At 61.8% G+C, this 24,112-nt stretch carries 24 protein-coding genes; 17 read left to right on the top strand and 7 right to left on the bottom strand.

The features are described from left to right. The first annotated feature begins 65 nt into the window (after positions 1–65). From EA798_RS08785 to trpC, 12 genes are all read left to right on the top strand, one after another. The gene (locus EA798_RS08785; RefSeq protein WP_122098702.1) at positions 66–1,175 is read left to right on the top strand and encodes an ABC transporter ATP-binding protein; all 1,110 of its coding nucleotides are present in this window, start codon (positions 66–68) and stop codon (positions 1,173–1,175) included. Positions 1,176–1,224: 49 nt separating this feature from the next. Next, positions 1,225–2,256 (top strand): ABC transporter substrate-binding protein, encoded by a 1,032-nt coding sequence (locus tag EA798_RS08780; protein WP_122098701.1) that lies wholly within the window; start codon positions 1,225–1,227, stop codon positions 2,254–2,256. A 63-nt stretch (positions 2,257–2,319) separates the two neighbouring features. Next, the gene (locus tag EA798_RS08775; protein ID WP_122098700.1) at positions 2,320–3,573 is read left to right on the top strand and encodes an ABC transporter permease; all 1,254 of its coding nucleotides are present in this window, start codon (positions 2,320–2,322) and stop codon (positions 3,571–3,573) included. 63 nt (positions 3,574–3,636) lie between these two features. Continuing rightward, positions 3,637–4,464: an ABC transporter permease gene (locus EA798_RS08770; RefSeq protein WP_063539666.1), complete on the top strand. Its 828-nt coding sequence runs from the start codon at positions 3,637–3,639 to the stop codon at positions 4,462–4,464. Positions 4,465–4,482: 18 nt separating this feature from the next. Then, complete coding sequence (gene gabD / locus EA798_RS08765; RefSeq protein ID WP_276330362.1) at positions 4,483–5,943, top strand: NADP-dependent succinate-semialdehyde dehydrogenase; 1,461 nt, start codon at positions 4,483–4,485, stop codon at positions 5,941–5,943. A gap of 157 nt (positions 5,944–6,100) precedes the next feature. Next, on the top strand, positions 6,101–7,381 hold the full coding sequence (gene gabT, locus EA798_RS08760) for a 4-aminobutyrate--2-oxoglutarate transaminase (RefSeq protein ID WP_122098698.1): 1,281 nt from the start codon (positions 6,101–6,103) through the stop codon (positions 7,379–7,381). 102 nt (positions 7,382–7,483) lie between these two features. After that, positions 7,484–8,158 carry a ribulose-phosphate 3-epimerase gene (gene rpe, locus EA798_RS08755; RefSeq protein WP_015278319.1) on the top strand — a complete coding sequence of 225 codons (675 nt, stop codon included), beginning with the start codon at positions 7,484–7,486 and terminating at the stop codon, positions 8,156–8,158. Further along, the gene (locus tag EA798_RS08750) at positions 8,155–8,856 is read left to right on the top strand and encodes a phosphoglycolate phosphatase (protein ID WP_122098697.1); all 702 of its coding nucleotides are present in this window, start codon (positions 8,155–8,157) and stop codon (positions 8,854–8,856) included. The genes rpe and EA798_RS08750 overlap by 4 nt, the downstream gene beginning before the upstream one ends. A gap of 180 nt (positions 8,857–9,036) precedes the next feature. Next, positions 9,037–10,521 carry an anthranilate synthase component I gene (gene trpE / locus EA798_RS08745; RefSeq protein WP_122098696.1) on the top strand — a complete coding sequence of 495 codons (1,485 nt, stop codon included), beginning with the start codon at positions 9,037–9,039 and terminating at the stop codon, positions 10,519–10,521. Positions 10,522–10,523: 2 nt separating this feature from the next. Further along, entirely contained in the window at positions 10,524–11,117 is a 594-nt protein-coding gene (locus EA798_RS08740) for an aminodeoxychorismate/anthranilate synthase component II (protein WP_122098695.1), read from the top strand. Beyond that, on the top strand, positions 11,117–12,163 hold the full coding sequence (gene trpD, locus EA798_RS08735) for an anthranilate phosphoribosyltransferase (RefSeq protein WP_106155938.1): 1,047 nt from the start codon (positions 11,117–11,119) through the stop codon (positions 12,161–12,163). Before EA798_RS08740 ends, trpD begins: the two co-directional genes overlap by 1 nt. Next, positions 12,160–13,002 carry an indole-3-glycerol phosphate synthase TrpC gene (gene trpC / locus EA798_RS08730; RefSeq protein WP_106155937.1) on the top strand — a complete coding sequence of 281 codons (843 nt, stop codon included), beginning with the start codon at positions 12,160–12,162 and terminating at the stop codon, positions 13,000–13,002. The genes trpD and trpC overlap by 4 nt, the downstream gene beginning before the upstream one ends. Positions 13,003–13,044: 42 nt before the next feature. Here trpC and crp read toward each other — a convergent pair whose 3' ends face one another. Next, entirely contained in the window at positions 13,045–13,689 is a 645-nt protein-coding gene (crp, locus tag EA798_RS08725) for a cAMP-activated global transcriptional regulator CRP (RefSeq protein WP_122098694.1), read from the bottom strand. Positions 13,690–13,903: 214 nt separating this feature from the next. Between crp and EA798_RS08720 the strand changes: the two genes are divergently transcribed. Further along, the gene (locus EA798_RS08720) at positions 13,904–14,326 is read left to right on the top strand and encodes an OsmC family protein (protein WP_122098693.1); all 423 of its coding nucleotides are present in this window, start codon (positions 13,904–13,906) and stop codon (positions 14,324–14,326) included. Between the two features lie 89 nt (positions 14,327–14,415). Here EA798_RS08720 and coq7 read toward each other — a convergent pair whose 3' ends face one another. Together coq7 and EA798_RS08710 are read right to left on the bottom strand one after the other, a co-directional pair. Beyond that, positions 14,416–15,063 carry a 2-polyprenyl-3-methyl-6-methoxy-1,4-benzoquinone monooxygenase gene (gene coq7 / locus EA798_RS08715; protein ID WP_122098692.1) on the bottom strand — a complete coding sequence of 216 codons (648 nt, stop codon included), beginning with the start codon at positions 15,061–15,063 and terminating at the stop codon, positions 14,416–14,418. A 64-nt stretch (positions 15,064–15,127) separates the two neighbouring features. Beyond that, positions 15,128–15,469 carry a histidine triad nucleotide-binding protein gene (locus EA798_RS08710; RefSeq protein WP_122098691.1) on the bottom strand — a complete coding sequence of 114 codons (342 nt, stop codon included), beginning with the start codon at positions 15,467–15,469 and terminating at the stop codon, positions 15,128–15,130. A gap of 76 nt (positions 15,470–15,545) precedes the next feature. Between EA798_RS08710 and EA798_RS08705 the strand changes: the two genes are divergently transcribed. Beyond that, positions 15,546–17,024, top strand: a complete 1,479-nt coding sequence (locus tag EA798_RS08705; RefSeq protein ID WP_122098690.1) for an AAA family ATPase — start codon at positions 15,546–15,548, stop codon at positions 17,022–17,024. Between the two features lie 19 nt (positions 17,025–17,043). Here the strand turns inward: EA798_RS08705 and EA798_RS08700 are convergent, their stop codons facing one another. Next, complete coding sequence (locus EA798_RS08700; protein ID WP_122098689.1) at positions 17,044–17,997, bottom strand: DUF805 domain-containing protein; 954 nt, start codon at positions 17,995–17,997, stop codon at positions 17,044–17,046. 129 nt (positions 17,998–18,126) lie between these two features. After that, the gene (gene hemJ, locus EA798_RS08695) at positions 18,127–18,555 is read right to left on the bottom strand and encodes a protoporphyrinogen oxidase HemJ (RefSeq protein ID WP_106155930.1); all 429 of its coding nucleotides are present in this window, start codon (positions 18,553–18,555) and stop codon (positions 18,127–18,129) included. Between the two features lie 128 nt (positions 18,556–18,683). Between hemJ and argC the strand changes: the two genes are divergently transcribed. Then, positions 18,684–19,718, top strand: coding sequence for an N-acetyl-gamma-glutamyl-phosphate reductase (argC, locus tag EA798_RS08690; RefSeq protein ID WP_122099114.1), 1,035 nt, complete (start codon positions 18,684–18,686; stop codon positions 19,716–19,718). 107 nt (positions 19,719–19,825) lie between these two features. Continuing rightward, positions 19,826–20,176 carry an iron-sulfur cluster insertion protein ErpA gene (gene erpA / locus EA798_RS08685; RefSeq protein WP_003285497.1) on the top strand — a complete coding sequence of 117 codons (351 nt, stop codon included), beginning with the start codon at positions 19,826–19,828 and terminating at the stop codon, positions 20,174–20,176. 45 nt (positions 20,177–20,221) lie between these two features. Here erpA and EA798_RS08680 read toward each other — a convergent pair whose 3' ends face one another. Next, complete coding sequence (locus tag EA798_RS08680) at positions 20,222–21,313, bottom strand: anhydro-N-acetylmuramic acid kinase (RefSeq protein ID WP_122098688.1); 1,092 nt, start codon at positions 21,311–21,313, stop codon at positions 20,222–20,224. Between the two features lie 2 nt (positions 21,314–21,315). Further along, complete coding sequence (locus EA798_RS08675) at positions 21,316–22,728, bottom strand: peptidoglycan DD-metalloendopeptidase family protein (RefSeq protein ID WP_122098687.1); 1,413 nt, start codon at positions 22,726–22,728, stop codon at positions 21,316–21,318. A 167-nt stretch (positions 22,729–22,895) separates the two neighbouring features. Between EA798_RS08675 and tyrS the strand changes: the two genes are divergently transcribed. Further along, positions 22,896–24,101: a tyrosine--tRNA ligase gene (tyrS, locus tag EA798_RS08670; RefSeq protein WP_122098686.1), complete on the top strand. Its 1,206-nt coding sequence runs from the start codon at positions 22,896–22,898 to the stop codon at positions 24,099–24,101. The last annotated feature ends 11 nt before the right edge of the window (positions 24,102–24,112 follow it).

Here is a 24,112-nt window from a genome sequence, read left to right as displayed (position 1 = left end):
TTTTTCCGCCGCCGCTGCGCTTCTACGCTGTGGCCACGGTTCAACGGTTACGCAGGTGCAGCAGCATGGTCGAGTCAACGGCGAACGATATCCTGGTGAGCTTTCGCGGCATCCAGAAGAGCTATGACGGTGAGTCGCTGATCGTCAGGGATCTGAATCTGGACATCCGCCGCGGCGAATTCCTCACCCTGCTCGGGCCGTCCGGCTCGGGCAAAACCACCAGCCTGATGATGCTGGCCGGCTTCGAGACGCCCACCGCGGGGGAAATCCTCCTCGATGGCCGGGCGATCAACAACGTGCCGCCGCACAAGCGCGACATGGGCATGGTGTTCCAGAACTACGCGCTGTTCCCGCACATGACCGTGTCGGAAAACCTGGCGTTCCCCCTCAGCGTGCGCGGCATGGCCAAGCCGGACATCAAGGAACGGGTCAAGCGCGCCCTGGCGATGGTCCAGCTGGAGGGCTTTCGCAACCGCTATCCGGCGCAGCTCTCCGGCGGCCAGCAACAGCGCGTGGCACTGGCCCGCGCGCTGGTGTTCGAACCGCAGCTGGTGCTGATGGACGAACCCCTGGGCGCACTGGACAAGCAGTTGCGCGAGCAGATGCAGATGGAGATCAAGCACCTGCACGAACGCCTCGGCGTCACCGTGGTGTACGTCACCCACGATCAGGGCGAGGCGCTGACCATGTCCGATCGGGTAGCAGTGTTCCATCAGGGCCAGATCCAGCAGATCGAAGACCCGCGCACCCTGTACGAAAAGCCGGTGAACACCTTCGTCGCCAACTTCCTTGGCGAGAACAACCGTCTGCCGGCACATCTGCTCGACCGGCGTGGCGACAGCTGCACGGTCAAGCTCGGCCGCGGCGAAACCGTCGAGGCGCTGGCCGTCAACGTCGGTGCGGCGGGAGCGCCGGTCAGCCTGTCGATCCGCCCGGAGCGGGTGCTGCTCAACGGTGCCAGTGCCAACTGCCCGAACCGCTTCACCGGGCGCGTTGCCGAGTTCATCTACCTGGGCGACCACATCCGCATCCGCCTCGAGGTCTGCGGCGTCAGCGATTTCTTCGTCAAGCAGCCGATCGCCGAGTTCGACAGCGCCCTGCGCGTCGGCGACGTGGTCCCGATCGGCTGGCATGTCGAGCACGTTCGCGCGCTCGATCCACTGCAGGCGGCTTGAAGCGAAGCGAACAAGAAACCCAAACAACTGCATCAAGGAGCGAACTGGTATGAGCAACTACCTGAAACTGTCCGCGCTGGCGCTCGGGCTCGTCTGCGCCGGTCAAGCCACTGCCAACAGCCTCACCGCGGTGAGCTTCGGCGGCGCCAACAAGCAGGCCCAGGTCAAGGCCTTCTATCAGCCTTGGGAAGCCGCCGGTCACGGCCGCATCGTCGCCGGCGAATACAACGGCGAAATGGCCAAGGTCAAGGCGATGGTCGACACCAACAGCGTGTCGTGGAACCTGGTGGAAGTGGAGTCGCCGGAGCTGTCCCGTGGTTGCGACGAAGGGCTGTTCGAGGAGCTCGACCCGGGCCTCGTCGGCAATCCGGACGACTTCGTCGAAGGCGCGATCCAGCCCTGCGGCGTTGGCTTCTTCGTCTGGTCGACGGTGCTGGCCTACAACGCCGACAAGCTGAAAAGCGCACCGGCGAACTGGGCGGATTTCTGGGATACCGAGAAATTCCCCGGCAAGCGCGGCCTGCGCAAGGGCGCCAAGTACACCCTTGAGTTCGCACTAATGGCCGACGGTGTGCCGGTCAAGGACGTCTACAAGGTACTGGCTACCAAGGACGGCCAGAACCGCGCCTTCAGGAAGCTCGATCAGCTCAAGCCGCATATCCAGTGGTGGGAAGCCGGCGCGCAGCCGCCGCAGTTCCTCGCCTCCGGCGACGTGGTGATGAGCAGCGCCTACAACGGCCGCATCGCTGCCGTGCAGAACGAGAGCAACCTGCAGATCGTCTGGAGCGGCGGCATCTACGACTTCGATTCCTGGGCCATCCCCAAGGGCGCCAAGAGCCAGGAGCAGGCACGCAAGTTCATCGCCTTCACCGTCGAGCCGCAGCAGCAGAAGGCTTATTCCGAGAACATCGCCTACGGCCCGGCGAACACCCAGGCCGTGTCGTTGCTGGATGAAAAGCGCCTGGCACAGATGCCCACCGCGCCGGAGAACATCGCCGACCAGGTGGCGATGGACGTGACCTTCTGGGCCGACTACGGCGAACAGCTCGAACAGCGTTTCAACGCCTGGGCAGCACGCTGACCCTGGAGCCCCGCCGCATGGGCGGGGCCGGTCCCAGCTATCGGAACGAATCGCGGAGTCTTCATGGCCACAGCAATATCCCTGCCGGCGAACGAGATCGCCGAGCCCAATCTGAAACAGCGACTGGCACGGGCCGAACGGGTGAACAAGCTCAAGTCGCAGGCGCTGATCCTGCCGCTGCTGCTGTTCGTGCTGCTGACCTTCCTGGTGCCCATCGCCTCGCTGCTCTGGCGCAGTGTCGAGAACCCCGAGGTGGTGAACACGCTGCCGCGCACGCTGGCGGCGCTGGCCGCATGGGATGGTCGCGGATTGCCGGCCGAGCCCGCCTACCAGGCGTTGGCCGAGGATCTGTATCAGGCGCGCCGTGAACAGAGCCTGGGCGATCTGTCCAAGCGGCTGAACATGGAGCTGGCCGGCTATCGCAGCCTGCTGACCAAGACCGCGCGGGCGCTGCCGTTCCGCGAGACGCCCGCGTCGTATCAGGAGGCACTGGAGTCGCTCGACGAGCGCTGGGGCGATCCGGCGTTCTGGCAGATCATCCAGCGTAACGACAGTGCGGTGACCGGTTATTACCTGCTGGCGGCGCTGGATCACCGCATCGACGAGCTGGGTGAGCTGGCCAAGGTCTCGCCGGATCAGGCGGTGTACCTGGACATCTTCGCCCGGACCTTCTGGATGGGCCTGGTGATCACGGTGATCTGCCTGCTGCTGGCCTATCCGCTGGCCTATCTCCTGGCCAACCTGCCGGCGCGGCAGAGCAACCTGCTGATGATCCTGGTGCTGCTGCCCTTCTGGACCTCGATTCTGGTGCGCGTGGCGGCGTGGATCGTGCTGCTGCAGTCGGGCGGGCTGATCAACGGCGCGCTGCTCAAGATGGGCCTGATCGACGAGCCGCTGCAGCTGGTGTTCAACCGCACCGGCGTGTACATCGCCATGGTGCATATCCTGCTGCCGTTCATGATCCTGCCGATCTACAGCGTGATGAAGAACATCTCGCCGAGCTACATGCGTGCGGCGGTGTCACTAGGCTGTCACCCGTTCGCCAGCTTCTGGCGGGTGTACTTCCCGCAGACGCTGGCCGGTGTCGGTGCCGGCAGCCTGTTGGTGTTCATCATCGCCATCGGCTACTACATCACCCCGGCGCTGCTCGGCAGCCCGAACGACCAGATGGTCAGCTACTTCGTCGCTTTCTACACCAACACCACCATCAACTGGGGCATGGCCACGGCGCTGGGCGGTCTGCTGCTGCTCGCCACCATGCTGCTGTACGTCATCTACAGCTGGCTGGTCGGTGCCAGCCGCCTGCGGCTGGGTTGAGATGACGCACGTCGCGGCGCGGCCGCCTTTTCAGAGTCTTCATGCCGGGCAGGAGAACCGTTCATGCTGAGCCCCTATATGTCGCCCGTCGAGCGGGCCTGGTACTACGCGCTGCGCATCCTCTGCGCGCTGGTGCTGCTGTTTCTGATCGTGCCAGTGCTGGTCATCGTGCCGCTGTCGTTCAACTCCGGCTCGTTCCTGGTCTATCCGCTGCAGGGCTTCTCGCTGCGCTGGTACGAGGCGCTGTTCACCTCGGCGGACTGGATGCGCTCGCTGAAGAACAGCCTGCTTATCGCGCCCGCCGCGACCTTTCTCGCCGTGGTGCTCGGCACCCTGGCGGCGGTCGGCCTGACCCGCGCGGAATTTCGCGGCAAGGCGCTGCTGATGACGGTGCTGATCTCGCCGATGGTGGTGCCGGTGGTGATCATCGGTGTGGCCAGCTACCTGTTCTTTGCCCCGCTGGGCATGGGCAACAGCTACCTGTCGCTGATCCTCGTGCACGCGGTGCTTGGCGTGCCCTTCGTGATCATCACGGTGTCGGCGACGCTGCAGGGCTTCAACTACAACCTGGTGCGCGCCGCGGCGAGCCTTGGCGCCTCGCCGCTGACGGCGTTCTTCCGGGTGACCCTGCCGCTGATTGCGCCGGGGGTGATTTCCGGCGCGCTGTTCGCCTTCGCCACCTCGTTCGATGAAGTGGTGGTGACGCTGTTCCTCGCCGGCCCCGAGCAGATCACCCTGCCGCGGCAGATGTTCAGCGGCATCCGCGAAAACCTCAGCCCGACCATCGCCGCCGCGGCGACGCTGCTGATCGGCTTCTCCATCGCTCTGTTGCTGACCCTGGAGTGGCTGCGAGGCCGCGCCGAGAAGCTGCGCACCCAACAACCTGCCTGACGGAATACGCACATGACTCTGCAACTTGGGCAACCCGATCTGTTGCGCCAAACGGCCTATCTCAACGGCGAATGGTGCGAGGCCGACAGTGGCGCGCGCACCGAGATCTTCAATCCGGCCACCGGCGAGTTGATCGGCGCCGTGCCGAACATGGGCCGCGGCGAAACCCGCCGCGCCATCGAAGCCGCGCAGGCAGCCCAGCCGGCCTGGCGCGCGCTGACTGCGAAGGAGCGCGCCGCGCGCCTGCGGCGCTGGTACGAGCTGACGCTGGAGAACCAGGAAGACCTGGCGCGGATCATGACCGCCGAACAGGGCAAGCCGCTGGTCGAGGCACGCGGCGAAGTGGCCTACGCCGCATCCTTCCTCGAGTGGTTCGCGGAGGAGGGCAAGCGCCTCTACGGCGACGTGATCCCGGCCCACGCCGGCGACAAGCGCATCCTGGTGCAGAAGGAGCCGGTCGGTGTCACCGCGGCGATCACGCCGTGGAATTTCCCCAGCGCGATGATCACCCGCAAGGCCGGCCCGGCCCTCGCCGCGGGCTGTGCCATGGTGCTGAAGCCGGCTCCGCAGACACCGTTCTCGGCACTGGCGCTGGCCGTACTGGCCGAGCGTGCGGGCATCCCGGCGGGGCTGTTCAGCGTGATCACCGCCGATGCCGCCATGTCCCGCGAAGTAGGCGCCGAGCTCTGTGAAAACCCGGTGGTGCGCAAGCTCTCGTTCACCGGCTCGACGGCGGTGGGCATCAAGCTGATGCAACAGTGCGCGCCGACGCTGAAGAAGCTCTCCCTGGAGCTGGGCGGCAACGCACCCTTTATCGTCTTCGATGATGCCGATCTGGACGCGGCGGTCGAGGGCGCGATGATCTCCAAGTACCGCAACGCCGGGCAGACCTGCGTCTGTGCCAACCGCATCTACGTGCAGGACGGCATCTACGACGCCTTCGTCGACAAATTCTCCGCGGCGGTCGCGCGGCTGAAGGTCGGCAACGGAGCGGAGGAGGGCGTGACCACCGGTCCGCTGATCGACGCCGCGGCCGTGGCCAAGGTGCAGCGCCATCTGCAGGACGCCCTCGCCAAGGGCGCCGCCCTGCTGGTCGGCGGCAAACCCCATGCCTTGGGTGGCAACTTCTTCGAGCCGACGCTGGTGGGCGGCGTCACCGCCGAGATGGCCGTGGCGCGCGAGGAAACCTTTGGGCCGCTGGCGCCGCTGTTCCGCTTCCACGATGAGGCCGAGGTGATCCGCCAGGCCAACGACACCGAGTTCGGCCTCGCCGCCTACTTCTACGCACGCGACCTGAGTCGGGTGTTCCGTGTCGCCGAGGCGCTGGAGTACGGCATGGTCGGCATCAACACTGGGGTGATCTCCACCGAGGTGGCGCCGTTCGGCGGGATGAAGGCATCGGGCCTCGGCCGTGAAGGCTCGAAGTACGGCCTGGATGAATACGTGGAAATCAAATACCTGTGCCTGGGCGGCATCTGACCAAGCTGCTCAAATCAGGCGTGCAAAATAATGCACGGAGTTTTACTGTAATCCGAACGCTCCGGAGGGTGCGGCAGTCGATCATCGTATGCTGCCGCACCCGCTTCCTGGCGTTCTTCATGACCCGTGCCGACGATGAGCGGCTACCGAGGAGCTTATGAGCAAGACCAACGAATCGCTGATGCAACGCCGTGTCGCCGCCGTTCCCCGTGGCGTCGGCCAGATCCACCCGATCTTTGCCGACCACGCGAAGAACAGCAGCGTGGTGGATGTGGAGGGCCGCGAGTTCATCGATTTCGCCGGCGGCATCGCCGTGCTGAATACCGGCCACCTGCACCCGAAGATCGTCAAGGCGGTGGAAGACCAGCTGCACAAGCTCACCCACACCTGCTTCCAGGTGCTGGCCTATGAGCCGTACGTCGAGCTGTGCGAGAAGATCAACGCGCGGGTGCCGGGTGATTTCGCCAAAAAGACCCTGCTGGTCACCACCGGCTCCGAGGCCGTAGAGAACGCGGTGAAGATCGCCCGCGCCGCCACCGGCCGTGCCGGCGTGATTGCCTTCACTGGCGCCTATCACGGCCGCACCATGATGACCCTCGGCCTGACCGGCAAGGTCGTGCCTTATTCGGCGGGCATGGGCCTGATGCCCGGCGGCATCTTCCGTGCGCTGTATCCCTGCGCGATTCATGGCGTCAGCGTCGATGACTCGATCGCGAGCATCGAGCGCATCTTCAAGAACGACGCCGAGCCACGCGACATCGCCGCGATCATCATCGAGCCGGTGCAGGGCGAGGGTGGCTTCAACGTCGCGCCGAAGGCCTTCATGGCCCGTTTGCGCGCGCTCTGCGACGAGCACGGCATCCTGCTGATCGCCGACGAGGTGCAGACCGGCGCCGGGCGCACCGGCACCTTCTTCGCCATGGAGCAGATGGGCGTGGTCGCCGACCTGACCACCTTCGCCAAATCCGTCGGTGGTGGCTTCCCGATCGCCGGCGTGTGCGGCAAGGCCGAGATCATGGATGCCATCGCGCCCGGCGGGCTGGGCGGCACTTACGCCGGCAATCCGCTGTCCTGCGCAGCGGCGCTGGCGGTCATGGAAATCTTCGAGGAGGAGCAGCTGCTCGACCGCTGCAAGGCGGTAGCCGAGAGGCTGACCACCGGCCTCAAGGCGATCCAGGCCAAGCACAAGGAGATCGGCGAGGTGCGCGGGCTCGGTGCGATGATCGCCATCGAGCTGTTCGAGGATGGCGACCTGGCGCGACCGGCCGCGGCGCTCACGTCGCAGATCGTCGCCCGGGCGCGGGACAAGGGGCTGATCCTGCTGTCCTGTGGCACTTACTACAACGTGCTGCGGGTGCTGGTGCCGCTGACCGTCGAAGACGAGCTGCTCGAGCGCGGCCTGGCCATCATTGGCGAGTGCTTCGACGAGCTGACCTGATCCGACCTGGCGCGCCGGCATTCGTGGCGGATGTCAGGCGCGCCGCAACCCTGACCCCTCGGGTACAATGCGCGGCATCTTGCCGTGCTACCCGAGGTCGTCATGCAGCCGTTCGCCATCGCCCCTTCGATTCTTTCCGCCAATTTCGCCCGCCTGGGCGAGGAAGTGGACAACGTGCTGGCCGCCGGCGCCGACATCGTCCATTTCGACGTGATGGACAACCACTACGTGCCCAACCTCACCATCGGCCCGATGGTCTGCTCGGCGCTGCGCAAGCATGGCGTCACCGCGCCCATCGACGTGCACCTGATGGTCAAGCCGGTGGATCGCATGATCGGCGATTTCCTCGAAGCCGGTGCCAGCTACATCACCTTCCACCCGGAAGCCTCGGAGCACATCGACCGTTCGCTGCAGCTGATCAAGGACGGCGGCGCCAAGGCTGGCCTGGTGTTCAACCCGGCGACACCGCTGGACGTGCTCAAGTACGTGATGGACAAGGTCGACATGGTCCTGCTGATGAGCGTCAACCCCGGTTTCGGCGGGCAGAAGTTCATCCCCAATACTCTCGACAAGCTGCGTGAAGCGCGTGCGCTGATCGACGCCAGTGGCCGCGAGATTCGCCTGGAGATCGATGGCGGCGTCAATCCGAAGAACATCCGCGAGATCGCCGCAGCCGGCGCCGACACCTTCGTCGCCGGCTCGGCGATCTTCAACCAGCCGGACTACAAGGCGGTGATCGACCAGATGCGCGCCGAGCTGGCGCTGGCCCGTCCATGACCCGCCTGGAGCAACTGTTCGACGGCACGCTGCCACGGCTGGTGATGTTCGATCTGGACGGCACCCTGATGGACTCGGTACCGGACCTGGCGGCCGCAGTGGACAAGATGCTGATGCTGCTCGGTCGCGAGCCCGTCGGCATCGAGCGGGTACGCGACTGGGTCGGCAATGGCTCGCGCGTGCTGGTGCGTCGCGCCTTGGCCGATCGGCTGGAGCATGACGGCGTAGGCGACGAGTTGGCCGACGAGGCGCTGGCGCTGTTCATGCAGGCCTACGCCGGCGGCCACGAGCTGACCGCTGTCTATCCGGGCGTTCGTGAATGCCTGGACTGGCTGCGCGAGCGTGAGGTGAAGCTTGCGATCATCACCAACAAACCGGCGCAGTTCATCGAACCGCTGCTGGAGGAAAAGGGGCTGGCCGGTTACTTCGGTTGGCTGGTCGGCGGCGATACCTTGCCGCAGCAGAAACCCGATCCGGCGGCGCTGTTCTGGGTGATGGACAAGGCGGGCGTTGCGCCCGGCGAATCGCTATTCGTCGGTGACTCACTCAACGACGTACGGGCTGCCAAGGCCGCGACAGTACGCTGTGTCGCGCTTACCTACGGCTACAACCACGGCGAGCCCATCGCGGATGAGCAGCCGGCGCTGGTGCTCGACGACCTGCGCGAGCTGGTTGCTTCGGCTCCGGGGCTGCGCTAGTGTGGCCGGACTCTTTCTGACCCACCGAAGAGATCCGCTCGTGGTGCTCACCCGCAGACAATGGATGACAGTCATCAAGGCCCTGGCCCGTTGGCGCTGGCGCGCCTGACTTTTTCCTGCCGGCCAGGCCGGCGCGTTTGCCGTTGTTCGTTCGAACCCTCCTCAGACCACGAGGCTGACATGACCCGCGAAGAATTCCTGCGTTTGGCCGCCGAAGGCCATAACCGCATCCCCCTGTCATTCGAAACCCTTGCCGACTTCGACACGCCGCTGTCGCTGTACCTGAAACTGGCCGATGCGCCGAACTCCTATCTGCTCGAATCCGTTCAGGGCGGCGAGAAGTGGGGGCGCTATTCGATCATTGGCCTGCCATGCCGCACGGTACTGCGCGTGCAGGATCACCGCATCAGCGTGGCCACCGATGGCATCGAGACCGAGGCCTGCGAGGTCGAAGATCCGCTGGCCTTCGTCGAATCCTTCCAGCAGCGCTACCGCGTCGCGCCGGTCGAAGGCCTGCCGCGCTTCAATGGCGGGCTGGTCGGCTACTTCGGCTACGACAGCGTGCGCTATGTCGAGCGCAAACTGGGCAATTGCCCCAACCCGGATCCGCTGGGCACACCGGATATCCTGCTGATGGTTTCCGACGCCGTGGTGGTGTTCGACAACCTCGCCGGCAAGCTGCACTGCATCGTGCTGGTCGACCCTTCGCAGGCGGAAGCCTACGAGGCAGGTCAGGCCCGCCTGCAGGCGCTGCGGGCGAAGCTGCGCCAGTCGATCACGCCGCGCCTGGGCCTGGATTTCGAAAAGAGCAACGGTGCCGAACCGACCTTCCGCTCCAGCTTCAGCCGCGAGGATTACGAGCAGGCGGTCAACCGCATCAAGGACTACATCCTTGCCGGCGACTGCATGCAGGTGGTGATTTCCCAGCGCATGTCGATCCCGTTCAAGGCAGCGCCGATCGATCTCTACCGCGCGCTGCGTTGCTTCAACCCGACGCCCTACATGTACTTCTTCAACTTCGGCGACTTCCACGTGGTGGGGTCGTCGCCGGAAGTGCTGGTGCGGGTCGAGGAAGGCCTGGTCACGGTCCGCCCCATCGCCGGCACCCGTCCACGCGGTGCCAACGAAGAAGCTGATCTGGCGCTGGAGCAGGACCTGCTCAGCGATGCCAAGGAGCTTGCTGAACACCTGATGCTGATCGACCTGGGCCGCAACGACGTCGGTCGTGTCGCCGAGACCGGCACGGTGCGGTTGACCGAGAAGATGGTCATCGAGCGCTATTCGAATGTCATGCACATCGTTTCCAACGTCACCGGTCAGCTCAAGGCACCGTTGACGGCGATGGACGCGCTGCGCGCGATCCTGCCGGCCGGCACGCTCTCGGGTGCACCGAAGATCCGCGCCATGGAAATCATCGATGAGCTGGAGCCGGTCAAGCGTGGTGTCTACGGCGGCGCCGTCGGCTATCTCGCCTGGAACGGCAACATGGACACCGCCATCGCCATCCGTACTGCGGTGATCAAGGACGGCGAGCTGCACGTGCAGGCCGGTGCCGGTATCGTCGCCGACTCGCAGCCGGCGCTCGAATGGGAAGAGACGCTGAACAAGCGCCGCGCCATGTTCCGTGCGGTGGCCCTGGCCGAACGCGACCAGCAGGAGAACTGATCATGCTGTTGATGCTGGATAACTACGATTCCTTTACCTACAACGTCGTGCAGTACCTCGGCGAACTGGGCGCTGACGTGAAAGTGGTGCGCAACGACGAACTGAGCGTGGCCGAAATCGAAGCGCTGAATCCGGAGCGTATCGTCGTCTCGCCCGGCCCGTGCACGCCGAACGAGGCCGGCGTGTCGCTGGAGCTGATTCGTCATTTCGCCGACAAGTTGCCGATTCTCGGCGTCTGCCTCGGCCACCAGAGCATTGGTCAGGCCTTCGGTGGCGATGTGGTGCGCGCCCGTCAGGCCATGCACGGCAAGACCAGCCCGGTGTTTCACCATGATCAGGGTGTGTTCGCCGGGCTCAACAATCCGCTGACCGTCACCCGTTACCACTCGCTGGTGGTCAAGCGCGAAACGCTACCCGACTGTCTGGAGATCACCGCCTGGACCCAGCTGGACGATGGCACGGTCGACGAAATCATGGGCTTGCGCCACAAGACACTGAACATCGAGGGCGTGCAGTTCCACCCCGAATCGATCCTCACTGAACAGGGCCATGAGCTGTTCGCGAATTTTCTGAAGCAGACCGGAGGTGTGCGCTGATGGATATCAAGGAAGCCCTCAACCGCATCGTCGGTCAGCTCGACCTGACCACCGAAGAGATGCAGGCGGTGATGCGCCAGATCATGACCGGTCAGTGCACAGACGCGCAGGTCGGTGCGTTCCTCATGGGCATGCGCATGAAGAGCGAAACCATCGACGAGATCGTCGGCGCCGTGCAGGTCATGCGCGAGCTGGCCGCTCCGGTGCGTTTCGATACCGACAAGCTGGTCGACACCTGTGGCACCGGTGGCGACGGGATGAATATCTTCAACGTGTCCACTGCTGCCTCGTTCGTCGTTGCGGCCGCTGGCGGCAAGGTCGCCAAGCACGGTAACCGCGCGGTATCCGGCAAGAGCGGCAGCGCCGACCTGCTCGAGGCGGCCGGGGTCTTTCTCGACCTGACGCCCGAGCAGGTGGCGCGCAGCGTCGATACCGTGGGCGTCGGCTTCATGTTCGCCCCGGCCCATCATGGCGCCATGAAGCACGCAGCTGGCCCTCGCCGCGAACTCGGCCTGCGTACCCTGTTCAATATCCTCGGCCCCATGGCCAACCCGGCCGGCGTCCGTCATCAGGTGCTTGGCGTGTTCAGCAAGGCGTTGTGCCGGCCGATGGCCGAAGTGCTGGCGCGGCTGGGCAGCAAGCATGTGCTGGTGGTGCATGCGCAGGATGGGCTGGATGAAATCAGCCTGGCGGCGCCGACGCATGTCGCCGAGCTGAAAGACGGTGAAATCCGCGAATACAGCGTTCAGCCGGAAGACTTCGGCATCAAGAGCCAGAGCCTGATCGGTCTGAACGTCGAGGATGCACAGGGTTCGCTGGCCTTGATCCGTGATGCGCTAGGCCGTCGGCAGAGCGAGAACGGTCAGAAGGCTGCCGACATGATCGTGCTCAATGCTGGCGCTGCGCTCTACGCAGCCGATCTGGCGAGCAGCCTGAAGCAGGGTGTCGAGATGGCCCATGACGCGCTCAGCACCGGGCTGGCGCGTGACAAGCTGGAGGAACTGGTGTCCTTCACCGCAGTGTTCAAGCAGGAGAACCAGAAATGAGCGTGCCGACCGTGCTGGAAAAGATCATCGCTCGCAAGTTCGAGGAGGTTGCCCAGCGCAGTCGCCAGGTCGCGTTGAGCGAGCTCGAGCAGCGGGCGGCTGTTGCCGATCCGGTACGCGGCTTCGCCGCGGCGCTGGAGCGTCGGGTACGCAGCAAGGAGCCGGCCGTCATCGCCGAGGTGAAGAAGGCTTCGCCAAGCAAGGGGGTTATTCGCGATCCGTTTCTGCCCGCCGAGATTGCCGCGAGCTACGAGGCTGGAGGCGCTGCTTGCCTGTCAGTGCTGACCGATATCGATTTCTTTCAGGGCGCCGATGAATACCTGCAGCAGGCGCGGGCAGCGTGCTCGCTGCCGGTTATCCGCAAGGATTTCATGATCGACCCGTATCAGGTGGTCGAGGCGCGAGCGCTTGGCGCCGACTGCATTCTGCTGATCGTCGCGGCACTGGATGATGCGCGCATGCACGAGCTGGCGGCAGTAGCGAAGGAGCAGGGGCTGGACGTGCTGGTAGAGGTGCACGACGCTGCCGAACTCGAACGTGCGCTGCGTCTGGAAACACCGCTGGTGGGTATCAACAACCGCAACCTGCATACCTTCGAAGTCAATCTGGAAACCACCTTGGATCTGTTGCCACGGGTTCCAAAGGAGCGGCTGGTGGTGACCGAGAGCGGGATCTTCAATCGTGCCGATGTCGAGCTGATGGAGATCAATCAGGTCTATGCGTTTCTGGTGGGCGAGGCATTCATGCGTGCCGAACAGCCAGGCGTGGAACTGCAGCGCCTGTTCTACCCTGATCGTTCACGTGGCCGCGTGGCTCCTGTCGTTGCCGATCCGGAGTGACCGCCCGCTCGCCGCGTTTGACAGGCAGCGGGCTGAACACGATCAGCGAGTACCGAATACCACCATGGTCTTGCCTTTGACGTAGACGAGACCCTGAGCTTCCAGACTCTTGAGTACCCGGCCGACCATCTCGCGGGAGCAGCCGACAATGCGGCCGATTTCCTGGCGGGTGATCTTGATCTGCATGCCGTCCGGATGGGTCATGGCGTCGGGCTGCTTGCACAGGTCCAGCAGGGTGCGCGCGACACGGCCGGTGACGTCCAGGAAGGCCAGGTCGCCGACTTTGCGGGTGGTATTGCGCAGACGCTCGGCCATCTGGCTGCCGAGTGCGTAAAGGATGTCCGGGTCCTGCTGGGTCAGTTCGCGGAACTTTGCATAGCTCAGCTCGGCAACTTCGCACTCGGTCTTGGCGCGAACCCAGGCGCTGCGTTCCTTTTCCGTTCCTTCCTTTTCGAAAAGCCCCATCTCTCCGAAGAAGTCGCCGGCGTTCAGGTAGGCGATGATCATTTCGCGCCCGTCATCGTCTTCAATAAGAATCGTGACCGAGCCTTTGACGATGAAGAAGAGCGACTCGCAACGGTCGCCTGCATAGATGATCGTGCTTTTTGCTGTGTACCGCCGTCTATGGCAGTGCGCGAGCAACTTGTCGATATTCTTTATCTTGGGCGTAAGTGTGATAGCTACCATGCTGTGGGTCCCGGATAAGTACTCAAATAAAGGCTGATTATTGTTATATGTGGCTGTCATTCAGCTTTCGTCAGCTTAACAGACCTGGGTAGACCGGCTGCAAAGGTGCGACAACCGAAACGTGCGGGTCAACGCACCTTTAGTCGCGTGCGTGGTCGCGGCCGGTTTGAATGCCCATGTTAAGCTATCGATCCTGTTTTTATTGGAGTTGGCGATGAAAGCGCGCATTCAATGGGTCGACGGTGCCATGTTTCTTGGCGAATCCGGCAGCGGCCATGTGGTCGTTATGGATGGCCCGCCCGAGAGCGGTGGCCGCAACCTCGGCGTGCGCCCCATGGAGATGCTTCTGCTGGGCTTGGGCGGCTGCAGCAACTTCGACGTGGTCAGCATTCTGAAGAAGTCGCGCCAGGCGGTAGACAGTTGCGAGGTCTTTGTCGAGGCCGAACGCGCTACCGAGGACCCCAAGGTATTTACCAAGATCCACCTGCGTTTCGTCGTCAAAGGTCGAGCCCTGAAGGATGCGCAAGTGAAGCGGGCCGTCGAGCTGTCGGCCGAGAAGTACTGTTCGGCTTCCATCATGCTTGGTCGTGCCGGTATCGACATTACCCACGCCTACGAGATTGTCGAATTCGGCTAAGCGACGCACAGGCTGTCGCGCATTGCGCCAAGCCGTCACCAGACATCGCGAGATCACCAGAAAGGGCGCCTTGGCGCCCTTTTCAATGGTCAGATGCGATATGTCGCCTTGGTCATGACCTTCGATACCAGGCTCATGCCGAACTTGATCGGCGCAGGGAAGCGCAGGCCGCCGGCCGCGATGGCGGCGGTCGAGTGCTGTGCTTCGTCCTCACGCATCTGTTCGAGAATGGCGCGGGATTTTTCGTCTTCTGCCGGCAGTTGGCTGAGGTGATCGTCCAGGTGCTTGCATACCTGATCTTCTGTCGCGGCGACGAAGCCCAGACTGATGCGATCGCTGATCAGTCCCGCGGACGCCCCGATACCGAACGACAGCCCATAGAACAGGGGGTTGAGCACGCTGGTGTGGCTGCCGAGTTGGCGAATGCGCTGCTCGCACCATGCGAGGTGGTCGATCTCCTCATCCGCCGCTTGTTCCATGGCCTGACGCACCTGTGGCAGGCGGGCCGTCAGAGCCTGCCCCTGATATAGCGCCTGAGCGCAGACTTCACCGGTGTGGTTGATGCGCATCAGACCCGCGACATGACGGGTTTCGCTTTCGCTGAGTTCGGTCTCGTTCTTCAGTACGGCCGGCGATGGCCGTGCGGGCTGCCCGCTGAAGGGCAGCAGGGTTCGCAATGCCGCATCGGCTTGCATCAGCAAGCGGTCGGCTGGGGAATAGTGGCGTTGGCTGGTCATGTGTCCTCCGGAACAAGATTGGACCGCTGGCAGGTTGCTGGGCTGCAGGGCTGGGGGTGGTGGCTCAGCCTGGCGGCCAATGCATCTGTCGCTGCCCGAGTACGTGCATGTGAATATGATGGACGGTCTGGCCGCCGAGGTCGTTGCAATTCATCACCACGCGGAAGCCATCCTGACAGCCTTGTTCTCGTGCCAGCCTCTGGGCGGTGACGAGGATATGCCCGGCCAGCAGCTTGTCGTTCTCTTCGCTCAGATCATTCAGCGTGGCGATGTGCTTCTTAGGAAGGACCAGAAAGTGCACCGGTGCCTGCGCGGAAATGTCGTGGAAAGCGATAACCTGATCGTCCTCACAGAACTTGCGTGCGGGTATATCCCCACACACGATCTTGCAGAACAAGCAATCCATGACTGTTCTCCACGGGAGACTCGGTCACACAGTGTATCAGGGCGATTATGCGCCGTTGAGCGTACAAGGAGGTTGGGTGAAGAACGATATACATGATCTCGCGTTGGTTCTGGATTCGCGGGTCAAGCTGGTGATGGTCGAGTCATGGGATGAGCGGAGGGTGCTTGAGACCCTGACCGGGCTCGCCGTACGCCAAGGGCTGGGCTTGTACGTGTGGTCTGCGACTGACGGGTTGCGTCACCTGGGGTTCGACGGCGAGCAGCAGGGTGGCGAAGACAGTTGTTCCCCAGAGGTTGCGCTGAAGCTGGTCAAGCATGACCTCCGAGCAAACCTGTATGTGTTCTGCGATCTTCATCCGTTTCTCAGCGAGCCGAAGCTGGTGAGACTGCTCAAGGATGTCGCGATGCGAGAAGCATCCACTGCGCCGACCCTGGTATTGGTCTCGCATGCGCTCAAGCTTCCGCCGGAGGTCCAGCGTTATGCGGCACGCTTCAGCCTTTCGCTACCAGCAGAGGAGGAGCTGCTTGCCATCGTTCGTGAAGAGGCCACTCTATGGAGCGAGCGCAATTGCGGCGCCCGTGTACGCACGGACAATCGAACCCTGCAGCAGGTTGTAAAAAACCTGCGTGGCCTCAGTCACGCTGAAGCGCGGGCGCTGGCGCGCAACGTGATCTGCGATGACGGTGCCATTACCCAGGAGGATCTGCCCGAGCTTAATCGAGCGAAGTTCCAGATGCTGGATCTCGATGGCGTGCTGAGCTTCGAGTATCAGACCGCTCGTTTTGCCGAGGTGGGCGGACTGGCCAATTTCAAGCGTTGGCTGGCGGAGCGGCAGGGGGCATTTTTGAACGGGCGGGGCGATGATGTGCCGCGGGGCGTGATGCTGGTTGGGGTGCAGGGCGGCGGCAAGAGTCTCGCCGCCAAGGCCGTAGCAGGGCTGTGGGGGTTGCCATTGCTGCGGCTCGACTTTGCCTGTCTCTACAACAAGTATTTCGGCGAAACCGAACGCAATCTGCGTGAGGCGCTGATGTTGGCCGAGCAGATGGCGCCTTGTGTGTTGTGGATGGACGAGATCGAAAAAGGCTTGGCGACGGGCGATATGGATGGTGGTGTCAGTCAGCGGGTGCTCGGTACGCTGCTGACCTGGATGGCCGAACGTTCGGCCCCGGTATTCATGGTTGCCACGGCGAATGCGATCGATCGGCTTCCGCCGGAGCTGTTGCGCAAGGGCCGTTTTGACGAGCTGTTCTTTGTCGACTTGCCAGACGATACGACGCGTGCAGAAATCTTCCGTATTCACCTGGCGCGTCGCGAGTTACGGCCTGATGATCTGGGCGTGACGTTGCTGGCAGAGGCTTCCAGCGGTTTCTCTGGCGCCGAAATCGAGCAGGTTGTTGTGAGTGCTGTGTATGCCGCGCAGGCTCAGCAGCGGCAGGTCGATCAGCCAATGTTGCTCGAGTGCATTCGAGCAACATCTCCGCTGTCGATCGTCATGGCCGAGCGTTTGGAGGCGTTGCGCGCATGGGCTCAAGGGCGCACTGTGCAAGCCGATTGAGCCGGGTTCGGATGAGAGGTTAGAGGGCGGCTCCGCGGCGCATGTCCACCAGCGCCGGGACGGTCAAAGCCGCTACCAGGCCGAAGATGATCAGCAACAGCCACAACGCGGCGAGCACCTTCACCGAGCGGCTGTTGGGCGGTGGAGGTGAGCCGTAGCGGTTGACCTCCCGGTTTCCCGGCATAAGCAGCATGAAGAAGGGAAAAAGGCTGCCCAGTAACGGAACCAGGTTGAGCAGGATCAGCCAGCCGGACCAACCAAAATCATGCAAGCGCTGGATACCAATCTGGACACTCACTACCAGCATTCCAATGCCGACCACGGCCATACAAACAAATCCCAGCGTGCTGGAGATCGGCATGACCATCGCCGCTATCGCGAACAAGCCCACCGCTGTAAGCATGACTACCAGCGACCATGCCAGGTAACGCAGTCGGCCGATGCGTCCAGTGATCGAAAGCGGCTTTAGCTCGCCGTAGAGCGGCATGGTTTCATTAACGTCTGCAGATGGCGGCGCGTAAGGAGACAGGCCTGTGCTTCTGCTTTGCATTGCAGGAGCGTCACGAAGCTGCGCCTGACGGGCCAAGTACTTTTCAATAATGATGCCGCACGCCGAGCATTCGCTGGACTGGCCCTGCGTGTGTCCGCATTTCGGGCAGGTCATGACGGTGGCAGGTCGTTCCGACTCCGCAGCTGTCCGCTCTTCGTCCGTTTGCACCAGGCTCAGCGCGGGCACGACGCACTCCGGCTCCTTGCGGGCCTTCGCCCCCGCACGGTGAAGCGCGGCAAGGTACTTATCGGCCTCCTGCTGGCTGAGCCTGGTTTTGATCACCGCGTCCTGACCCCCGAATAGGCGTTCGACCTTGCTTGTTTCTGTCTTGAACAGCCTTGCCAGGTTCGATTTGACCGTATCGATTGGCATGTCGGGCATCAGTTCGCCATTGAAGACGATCTTGAATTGGGCTTCCTGCATGTGGCGTCCATGTCACAAATAAATGATGGTGCAGATTAGAAGCCTGGCCGGCTCGACACAACTGCGATCGATCGGGACTCGGACGCGGATAACACAATGTTTGTCGGCAGCCTGGCCAGGGCCGTTGGCTCAGAACGGTTTGACGACGACGAGAATCACGATGGCCAGCAGAAAGAGTACCGGTACTTCGTTGAACCAACGATAGAAGACGTGCCCCCGGAGGTTCTCATCTCGTGCAAAGCGCTTCAGTTGCGCGCCGCACACATGGTGGTAACCGACCAGCGCCAACACCAAGGCCAGTTTGGCATGCAGCCAACCACCCGTGCTGAACAAGCCGGGGTTGAGGATGACCATCCAGATCCCGAACACGAGGGTTGCAATCATCGATGGGAGCATAATGCCGCGATAAAGCTTGCGTTCCATTACCTTGAAACGCTCGCGGCTAGGCTGATCCTCGCTCATTGCGTGATAGACAAACAAACGAGGCAGATAGAACAGGCCGGCAAACCAGCAGACGATGGCGATGATGTGCAAGGCTTTGAGCCAGAGATAGAGCATCAGTTGAATCCTGGGAAGAAGAGTGCGTCGATAGTAGTGGCTGGGATCGCCTCCGTCATCCCGCCGGTTGGCCCCGGGGCCAAGCAGCTTTATCATCGCGCTTTTACATGTTCATTCGAGGGCAGGTCATGATCAAGGTCGGTATCGTTGGCGGCACAGGCTATACGGGCGTCGAATTGTTGCGCCTGCTTGCCCAGCATCCGCAGGCCGAGGTGGGGGTTATCACCTCTCGCTCCGAGGATGGCGTCAAAGTCACCGACATGTATCCGAACCTGCGCGGTCACTACGACAAGCTCGCATTCAGCGTCCCGGATGCTGCGACGCTGGGTGCTTGTGATGTCGTGTTCTTTGCCACGCCCCATGGCGTTGCCCATGCATTGGCCGGTGAGTTGTTGGCAGCCGGAACACGGGTGATCGACCTGTCTGCCGATTTTCGTCTGCAGGATGCCGATGAGTGGGCAACATGGTATGGCCAGGCCCATGGTGCCCCCGAGCTGCTTCCGGAAGCCGTTTACGGCTTGCCGGAGGTCAATCGCGAGCAGATCAGAAAGGCACGCTTGATTGCCGTTCCCGGTTGCTACCCCACCGCCACGCAGCTCGGTTTCCTGCCGCTGCTCGAGAACGGACTGGCCGATGCCTCGCGCTTGATTGCAGATTGCAAGTCCGGGGTAAGCGGCGCTGGGCGTGCGGCTAAGATCGGTTCGTTGTTTACCGAGGCGGGCGAAAGCATGATGGCCTATGCGGTGAAAGGGCATCGCCACTTGCCAGAGATCAGCCAGGGGCTGCGTCGCGCCGCCCGCGGCGATATCGGACTGACTTTCGTTCCTCACTTGACGCCGATGATCCGCGGGATTCACGCGACTCTGTATGCCACCGTCGAAGATAAGTCCGTGGACCTTCAACACCTCTACGAGCAACGTTATGCCAACGAGCCCTTCGTAGACGTGATGCCGGCAGGTAGCCACCCCGAAACGCGCAGCGTTCGTGGGGCCAATGTCTGTCGTATCGCTGTGCACCGTCCGCAAGGTGGCGATCTGGTAGTGGTGTTGTCGGTAATCGACAACCTTGTGAAAGGCGCATCTGGTCAGGCGATCCAGAACATGAATATCCTGTTCGACCTTGACGAAAGACTGGGGCTCGGCAACGTGGCGCTGCTGCCCTGATTGGCGTGCTGATTTAACAGCAGCCGGTCTAATAGTTGACCGGTTTTGTCAGGAAAGCCGATAATGCACCGTCAATGCAGTAGGGCGTTTCACGCCAGGAGAACCGAATGAGTGTCGAATCCTTCACGCCCACCGCCATCCAGTTCAGTCAGGGGGCAGCGAGCAAGGTGAAGAGCCTGGTCGATGAGGAGGGCAACCCTCGCTTGAAGTTGCGCGTCTTCGTCACTGGAGGCGGCTGCTCGGGTTTTCAGTATGGATTCACGTTCGACGAGGACGTAGCCGACGACGATACGATTATCGAGCGCGAGGGAGTGAGTCTCGTAGTCGATCCGATGAGCTATCAATACCTGGCCGGCGCAGAGGTCGATTACCAGGAAGGCCTGGAAGGCTCCCGTTTTGTCATCAAGAACCCGAATGCCACGACCACTTGTGGGTGTGGTCAGTCATTCTCGATCTGACGGTTTCCGCTTCCTGACACGCCGTGCAATGCACGGCGTTTTCGCTTAGGCCGGATAGATTGCACCGAGGATCCGATAACCCCGCGCCCCGGTGACCGCTGGGCGGTTGGCGGGTATGCGCTCCAGGCAGCAGTGTGCCAGCCACGCGAATGCCATCGCTTCCACCCAGTCTGGCGGCACACCCGCACTATCCGTACCTCTTACGTCGCAGTTGGGGAGCAATTCCTGCAGCCGCCGCATCAAGGCAATGTTATGCGCTCCGCCGCCGCATACAAGCAGGTCCTGTGTCTCTGCTTGGGCAGTCATCAGCGAATCGGCAACGCTTTTGGCGGTCAGTTCCAGCAGCGTCGCCTGGACGTTCTCGGGACTGAGGTGGCCACGCTCCGTAAGGTGTTTGTCCAGCCAGCTCAGATTGAACAGCTCTCGCCCGGTGCTCTTTGGTCCTTGAGTCGTAAAGAATCCCTCGCTCAGCAGCCTGACCAACAACTCCTCGTCGATCGAGCCACTTGCCGCCCAGTCGCCATTGCGGTCGAACGCCTGGTTCCGATGGCGCTGGATCCAGGCATCCATGAGCACGTTGCCGGGGCCACAATCGAAGCCGTTGGTGGGGCTACCAGGATGCAGGAGGCTTAGGTTGCTGAATCCGCCTATGTTGAGAACAGCGCGGATGCGTTCCTTGTTGCCAAACACGGATTCGTGGAACGCGGGAACGAGTGGTGCGCCCTGGCCACCGGCCGCAACGTCGCGTCTGCGAAAATCACTGACGACACTGATGCCGGTGAGCTCGGCCAAAAGGGCTGGGTTACCAATCTGAATGGTGAAGCCAAGCTGGGGCTCATGGCGTACGGTTTGCCCATGGCTGCCAATGGCGCGCACTGCCTGCGGGGACAGTTGCTGGTCGGCGAGTAGCTGGTTGATCGTTTCGGCGGCCAATGTAGCCCAGCGTTGCTCGGCAATCGCCGCCCGTGCCAACTCATCCGCTCCGGTCGAGCAGAGCGCCAAAAGCTCTTGGCGAAGTGCGGCTGGCATACCCTGAAAGCGCGTAGCGATCAGGCGAGTGTGGGTATCCTGCTCTATGAGAGCGATGTCCAGACCGTCGAGACTGGTGCCAGACATCACTCCCAGATAAAGAGACATGCTTATTGCTGGTTCAGGGCCAGCATGGTGGCTTTCTCTTCATCCATCCGTGCCATTAGCGGTTGGCTCAGCTGCATGAAGCGCTGTTTCTCGTTCTGCGCAATCGGGTCGGCCATCGGCAGCTTCAATCCCAGCGGATCAACATGCACGCCATCAACCTGAAATTCGTAATGCAGATGCGGGCCGGTGGATAGACCTGTTGTGCCGATATAACCAATGATTTGCCCCTGCTTCACCGTTGAGCCATTACGCACGCCTTTTGCGAAGCCCTGCATATGTGCGTAAAGGGTACGGTAGCGTTGGCCATGCTGGATAATCACAGTGTTGCCATAGCCGCCTTTGCGACCGGCGAGCAGAACCTTGCCGTCACCGGCGCTTTTGATCGGTGTTCCATGCGGTGCTGCATAATCGACACCCTTGTGCGCGCGAATCTTGTTCAGAATCGGGTGCTTGCGTCCGTTGGAAAAGCGCGAGCTGATCCGCGCAAAATCCACTGGCGTACGAATAAACGCCTTGCGCATGCTGGTGCCATCGGCATTGTAGTAACTGGTAGCGCCGTCCTTGCTGGTGTAGCGAACGGCGGAGTAGGTCTTGCCTCGGTTGGTAAAGCGAGCGGCGAGAATATTGCCTGTCCCGACACGATTGCCGTCAACGGTCTTCTCTTCATAGATGACCTCGAAACTATCGCCCTTTCGAATGTCGAGGGCGAAGTCGATGTCGTAACCGAACACGTTGGCCAGGTCCATCGTCAGGTTATGGCTAAGGCCCGCACGCTTTGCTGCTAGGAAAAGACTGCTGTCAATCTCGCCCCGGGCGTAAACGGAGCTCACCTCTGGTTTGATCTGCTCTTTCTTGAACGTATATCCATCGGCCGTTCTCTCGAGTGCCAAGCTTTCCAGGCTGCTGAGTTTGCTGCGCAGGCTGGCCAGCTCGCCATCTTCGGTCAGCTTGAATTCCAGGGTCTGGCCAATCTTCAGTCGTGACAGTTGTTTCGCATCTTGGCTGCTCGCAAGTACCGCGTGCATCACCGACGGAGGCAAGCCAACTTTAGCGAATACGGTCGATAGCGTATCCCCATTGGCGACCACAACCTCTTTTGTCAGAGGATCCACTGCAGTGCTTGCCTCCTGGCCCGCATCCGCTTCCAGCGGAGCTTCATGCTGGGCTTCGGCGGAAGGTTGAAGCTGGCTTGCGGAGGAGAACGGAGACTGGGCTAGGCTTGGCTCGTTGTGGTCGGGCTCGGTGATTATCTGCCCAGAAGAAGTCTCAAGCTTGAGATCGATGAAAGTCTTCTTGGCCTCGACTTCGCGTGATGGAAATACGAGGAGCGCCAGGCTCAGCAGCGCAGCTACACCACTCGCAGCCAGAAGATGGCTCTTTGGGTAGTTCGGAGCTTTTGATTTGGAAGGCATCATTGGGCTTCTGGCATTATTTTGTACGGGAAATAACTGTCTAAAATATAAGCAAAGCCCATCGGAGGCAACCCTCGCTGCGGCTGACCTGCTGGTCGGTACGCTGTGGCTTGTAATCGTCCAGCGATCTTGTAAGGTTGTCGCCTTTTCATAATGGTATAGGGCTTGCCATGAAGTCGGTTGAAGAGCAACTGTCGGTGATCAAACGGGGCGCTGATGAGGTGCTCGTCGAATCGGAATTGGTCGCCAAGCTTGAGCGGGGCGAACCTCTGCGTGTGAAGGCTGGCTTCGATCCTACCGCCCCGGATCTTCATCTCGGGCACACCGTGCTCATTAATAAGATGCGGCAGCTGCAGGAGCTGGGACATCAAGTGATCTTCCTTATAGGAGATTTCACGGGGATGATTGGTGACCCAAGTGGCAAAAGTGCTACACGGCCACCGCTGACGCGCGACCAGGTGCTTGAGAACGCAGAAACGTACAAGGCGCAGGTCTTTAAGATCCTTGATCCCGCTCTTACCGAGGTGGCTTTCAACTCGTCATGGATGGACAAGCTGACTCCTGCTGACTTTATCCGTCTGGCCTCTCAGTACACCGTTGCGCGCATGCTTGAGCGGGATGACTTCCATAAGCGTTACTCGACTAATCAGCCGATCGCGATCCATGAGTTCTTGTATCCGTTGGTGCAGGGGTATGACTCGGTGGCGCTCAAAGCCGATATCGAGCTGGGTGGAACTGATCAGAAGTTCAACCTCCTTATGGGGCGTGAGCTGCAGCGGGCATATGGGCAGGCATCCCAGTGCGTGGTGACGATGCCGTTGCTTGAAGGGCTGGACGGCGTGAAGAAGATGTCCAAGTCTCTCGGCAACTATGTGGGTATCCAGGAGCTGCCGGGTGTCATGTACAGCAAGCTCGTATCGATTCCTGATGCACTTATGTGGCGGTACTTCGAGCTGCTCAGCTTCCGCTCGCAAGCCGAGATCGACGAGCTTCGTTCGGATGTTGATCGTGGGGCCAACCCTCGCGACATCAAGATCAAGCTGGCGGAGGAGATCGTTGCGCGATTCCATGGTGAAGAAGCTGCGGCTGCGGCGCATCGCTCGGCGGGCAATCGTATGAAGGATGGGGAGTTGCCGGAGGATCTCCCGGAAATCGAGCTCACATCCGATCAGGGTATGCCTATTGCGTCGGTGCTTAACAAGGCTGCGCTTGTTAAAAATGCCGCGGTGGCTCGTGACTTGCTGGGTTCTGGCGGTGTGCGTGTTGATGGTCAGGTTGTGGATCGTGGTTTTGTATTCCAGCTCGGCGCAACCCACGTTTGCCAGGCCGGCAAGAAGTCGTTTGCTCGTGTAACGCTGAAGCCTGAACAAAACTGAAATAAACGGTT

The sequence above is a fragment of the Pseudomonas songnenensis genome, assembly GCF_003696315.1.
GTDB lineage: Bacteria > Pseudomonadota > Gammaproteobacteria > Pseudomonadales > Pseudomonadaceae > Stutzerimonas > Stutzerimonas songnenensis.
Note: the sequence above shows the minus strand (reverse complement) of the source record. Positions and strands in the feature narration are given on the sequence as shown.